4 protein-coding genes are annotated in these 4175 nt (G+C 53.7%); all 4 read left to right on the top strand.

Annotated elements, in window-relative coordinates; translation table 11 throughout:
* The coding region (locus PDO_RS10425; protein WP_007601480.1) for a helix-turn-helix domain-containing protein at window positions 1-237 on the top strand (237 nt) is incomplete at its 5' end.
* A gap of 235 nt (window positions 238-472) precedes the next feature.
* Window positions 473-1864 (top strand): DNA methyltransferase, encoded by a 1392-nt coding sequence (locus PDO_RS29325; RefSeq protein ID WP_085995785.1) that lies wholly within the window; start codon window positions 473-475, stop codon window positions 1862-1864.
* Window positions 1755-3353, top strand: a complete 1599-nt coding sequence (locus PDO_RS27560) for an Eco57I restriction-modification methylase domain-containing protein (RefSeq protein WP_458574648.1) — start codon at window positions 1755-1757, stop codon at window positions 3351-3353. Before PDO_RS29325 ends, PDO_RS27560 begins: the two co-directional genes overlap by 110 nt.
* Before the next feature lie 80 nt (window positions 3354-3433).
* On the top strand, window positions 3434-4087 hold the full coding sequence (locus PDO_RS10415) for a hypothetical protein (protein ID WP_141649881.1): 654 nt from the start codon (window positions 3434-3436) through the stop codon (window positions 4085-4087).
* The last annotated feature ends 88 nt before the right edge of the window (window positions 4088-4175 follow it).

Genomic DNA, 4175 nt, shown 5'->3' with positions numbered 1-4175 from the left:
CCGATTGACCGGCTGGCGCTGGCGCGACAGATGATGGAGCGAAAGCTGACCGGCCGGCGGGGGTCATCAAAATTGCCGGAGCTAATTGAGCTGGTCATGGAAAAACCGCTGGTCTCGACCGGCATGGTGGTCAAGGCGATCGGCGTGACGCCGCAGGCGGCGATACGGATTGTCGGCGAGCTCGGGCTCAGGGAGATGACGGGGAGGGGGAGGTTTCGCGTGTGGGGGGTAATCTAGCGAACCGATGGAAAGGAGAAAAAACGGGTAAGGAATTTGCGTATTGACACGCAATCAGGCAGAATTAGACGCCGATTCTTTTTGCTTGGCTGGAGGAAACAATGCGCACGATATCGCCAAGCGCCACGTCCACTTGTTGGTCATGGAGTCGATGGGGCCGGTGTGCCCCAAGTAGTATTTATTTAATGATTCCTCAGGCATATTGCCACCACCGCGAGAACTTCCTTCAAGGCAGATGATGACACCGACGCAAACCGCGACATCGAACGGCGGCGCTCTGTGGCTCGGCGATCTCACGAAGGGCGGTGTCGGCCACGCCGTCAGCGGCCTCGTCCTCGTCGATGGCTTTGATCCCAACAACAGAGATCCTGAAGAAGTTGCCATCATGGAGAAGGCTCGCGACTTCTCCGCCCACTCCGTGTTTTTCGAGGCCGGGCGCAACGGTCGTCCTGGTCATGCGCAAGCCTTTGTGTTCGTCGATGATGCACGAACCGATAAAGAGTTTGCCGAATTACATCAGCGTCTTTGGAGCTGGGGCGGCGTTCCGTTGATCTACCGCAAAACCGCGGGGCTTATTCAGCTTTTCCGCTGCGCCCATAATTCGGACTTCCTCGACAAGAACGGCAAGCTCGTTTGCAACCCCATTAAGACGCTCGAGTTAGCAGCAAGGATCGACGAGGATGCGGCGTGGTGGGATGCGACAAGGATCCGGAACGGCACGATCTGGGATGATCCAGAAGTATGTCGTGAAATGCTGTCCTCTACTCGTGCTGCTCATCGCAGGTTGATCGCAGCGGTCGACGTTCTCTATCGGACTCTAATAAGCGAAAATGTCCTCAACGAAGGTTTGTCGCGGCGCTTGCTAATTCTCTCACTGCTTATTGCTTATCTCGAAGAGCGAAAGGTGCTGAGCAGTGACTATTTTGGCCAGTTCGTCGATGGCGCGACAAAGTTCTTTGAAGTTCTGGCCGATGGCCCAGCGCTGATTCGACTGCTCCAATCGATGGAGGATCGCTTCAACGGTCATGTGTTTCGGCTGGATGACGAAGAAAAAGCGATGCTAAGAGGTACCGATCAGTTGCGGCGTTTCGCTGACCTGGTCGAAGCGCAGAAAGAAGCTGGCGGGCAGCTGACACTTTGGAAAACGTACTCCTTCGGCGATCTTCCTGTCGAGTTGATCAGTCATATTTACCAGCTGTTCGTGAAGGATAACAACAGTTCAGTCTACACACCACCGGCGCTCGTCAGGCTCGTTCTGGAAGAAGCATTGAGCTGGAAGCGGCTCGATCAATTGGAAGCAGAGAAACAAGTTATATTGGACCCTGCTTGTGGCTCAGGGATTTTTCTCGTCGAAGCCTATAAGCGACTCATTCTACACTGGCGCAGCCGGAACAACTGGGCTCATCCAAGCGTCAAGGTTCTCAAAACCCTCATCCGACGTGTGCACGGCGTCGATATGGAAGCTGGAGCGATTCAGCTGGCAGGCTTCAGTTTGTGCCTTGCACTTTGCGACGCACTTGAATCTGAGGAAATCAAAGCTTCGGTCAAACTATTTCCGATCCTCGCAAACCGTAGCCTTCACCATGATTGCTTTTTTCAACGCCGTCCAGACTTGCCGGCGCCTTAAGCACATTCGTGTCGGCGTGGTTGTTGGCAACCCGCCTTTCGAGTCAAAGCTCACCACGCCTGGCGCTGAAAAAGCTTTTGCTGCTTACCAAAAAGAATTCGACGGCGCTCTGCCCGACAAGCAGCTCGGGTACCTCTTCCTTCACGAGGCGATGAAGATTGTCGCGGCTGGAGGGGCGCTCTGTATGCTGCAACAGGATGGTTTCCTCTACAATCAGGGGTCGGTAAAGTTCCGCCGCACGTTCTTCAAGAGCTGGCGGGTGCGCGAGGTCTTGGATTTCGTCTCCGTGCGGGGGCTATTCGAAGCTGCTGATACCAAGGTCATTGTCGTAGTCGCGGCGGCGGAGGCGCCAAAGGAAAACAGCCGAATACTTCATGCTGTCTTCCGACGAACCGGACGGGCTAATGCAGGGCAGGGGTTCGATATCGACTACTATGATCTGCATTGGGTTCCAAACACAGTTGCTCTGAGCGCCGATGATATCTGGCCCGCCAACATTGTCGGTGGAGGGCGTACATTTGCATTCTTGGAACGCCTGAAAGAATACCCAACCCTGAAGGAATATGCCGAGGCCCAGGAATGGACATTCGGCGACGGCTATATCGAAGGTGACCGAGGAGTATCGCGGGATGCCACTCATCTCATCGGCGAGAATATGTTTCCATCATCCGCGTTCAAGACAGACCAGATTGATCGAGACGAATTTCGCGTCATAGAGAAGAGGGACTTCGAAGGACCCAGGACCGCGGAGAATTTTTCGCCACCCATGCTTCTGGTGCGCAAACATATAGGACTTCAGCACGCCGTCTGGGAGGACTCCTTTCTTGCATTCAAAAACGAAATCGTGGGTTTTGCGGGGAAGAAAGCTGACGCGCCGAAACTGAAAGCAGTCGATCGGTGGATCACCGAAAACAGGAAAGCCCTGCAAGCATTCGTCGCTCTTTCCAGTTCGCGTCTCTTCAAAAAGAAAGCCACGGCCATTGGTGCGAGCGATATACGCGCGTTGCCCTATATGGAAAATGGAGCGCTAGAGATTAGCGCGAACGAAGCGATCATCGCGGCGGACATCGTCGATTACCAGTCCGATTTGGTCAGATTGGGCGATGACTCAGCGGCTCTCAAAAAGACGGCCGAAAAAGCATTGGATGACTTTGCGAATGTTTACTGCTCGCAGATCAACGTCATCTATGGTCAAGACGCTCTAGTTCCACTCACCGCCTATGTCTGGCCGGGAGTTGTGTGCCAGCCATTCAGTTTTGGGGGTGGAACCTCGGTTGATTGGTCAGGCGCAGAGAAACTGCGAGGCCGGGTTGATCGGTTACTTAAAGAGCAGCGCGGCTCCAGTATCAATGTCACGCGAATTGCCCGCATTTATGATGATCGTTTCATATTCTTCGTCAAACCAAATCGTCTGCGGTATTGGTTGCGGTCCGTCGCGCTGCGCGACGCCGACGAGACCTTGTCCGACCTCCGGCAGCAAGGCTATTGATATCGATGTTTGCTGACACCGAATTCTCAATACTCGCTAGCGGCCTTCTCCGGGAAAATTTGTTCCCTCGGGCAACCTCGTTGCAGAAGATCCTCGAATTTATTGGGTCCCAACTTCCCGTTTGGCGCGACCGCGAGGATCGACCATTTGCCCAGGCGGAGGATGAGCTGACCGATCAACTCTGCGCCCATCTCCTTTCGGCCTCGCGGCTCCACGGATTTGATTTCCTCCAGTTTCGAAGAGAAACGAGAGATAAGGTTAAGGCATCACGGAAACACGATCTTATCATCTCTCCTAATTCGGCTGTCATCGAAGTCGAGGGAAGGAGGCACACCGAATTTGATATCCTCTTTCCTCTCGAATGTAAGAGGTTGCCCACTCCCGTCGGGAGAGATCGTGACGAGCGCGAATACGTCTTCAGCAGCAAAAAAAGCACAGGTGGGGTTCAGCGCTTCAAGGCTGGTCATCATGCCCCCGATCATAAGGTTGCTGGCATGATTGCTTATGTACAGGTTTCCGATATCGCGAGTTGGTCATCCCGTGTGACTGAATGGATCGACGGCTTGCTTCAAGAACGCACCGTCGGATGGACCAAAGCCGACCATTTAGTCGAGACGTTACAAGACAAGCGTCTCAAGATCGGGCGATTCACGTCAACGCACGGAAGGCAAAACAAATTGGAGCCGATCACACTCCATCATTTCTGGATCGAACTTGGCGGCGCCAGAAGTTAGGTTTCCTACCCCCAAAAAAATTCCGTAAGTACCCTTATCTCAATTTCTCGAGATAGCTGGGTCGACGGTTCGAATGGCATCGTAAACT

Origin of the sequence: Rhizobium sp. PDO1-076 (assembly GCF_000247475.1) — a bacterium.
In the GTDB taxonomy this organism is placed as follows: Bacteria; Pseudomonadota; Alphaproteobacteria; order Rhizobiales; family Rhizobiaceae; genus Allorhizobium.
This window is presented reverse-complemented; position numbering and strand designations above follow the sequence as displayed.

What these genes read in the sequence shown, in the direction of transcription:
- PDO_RS29325 (WP_085995785.1), top strand. Translation starts at nt 473, where the DNA reads ATGATGACACCGACGCAAACCGCGACATCGAACGGCGGCGCTCTGTGG.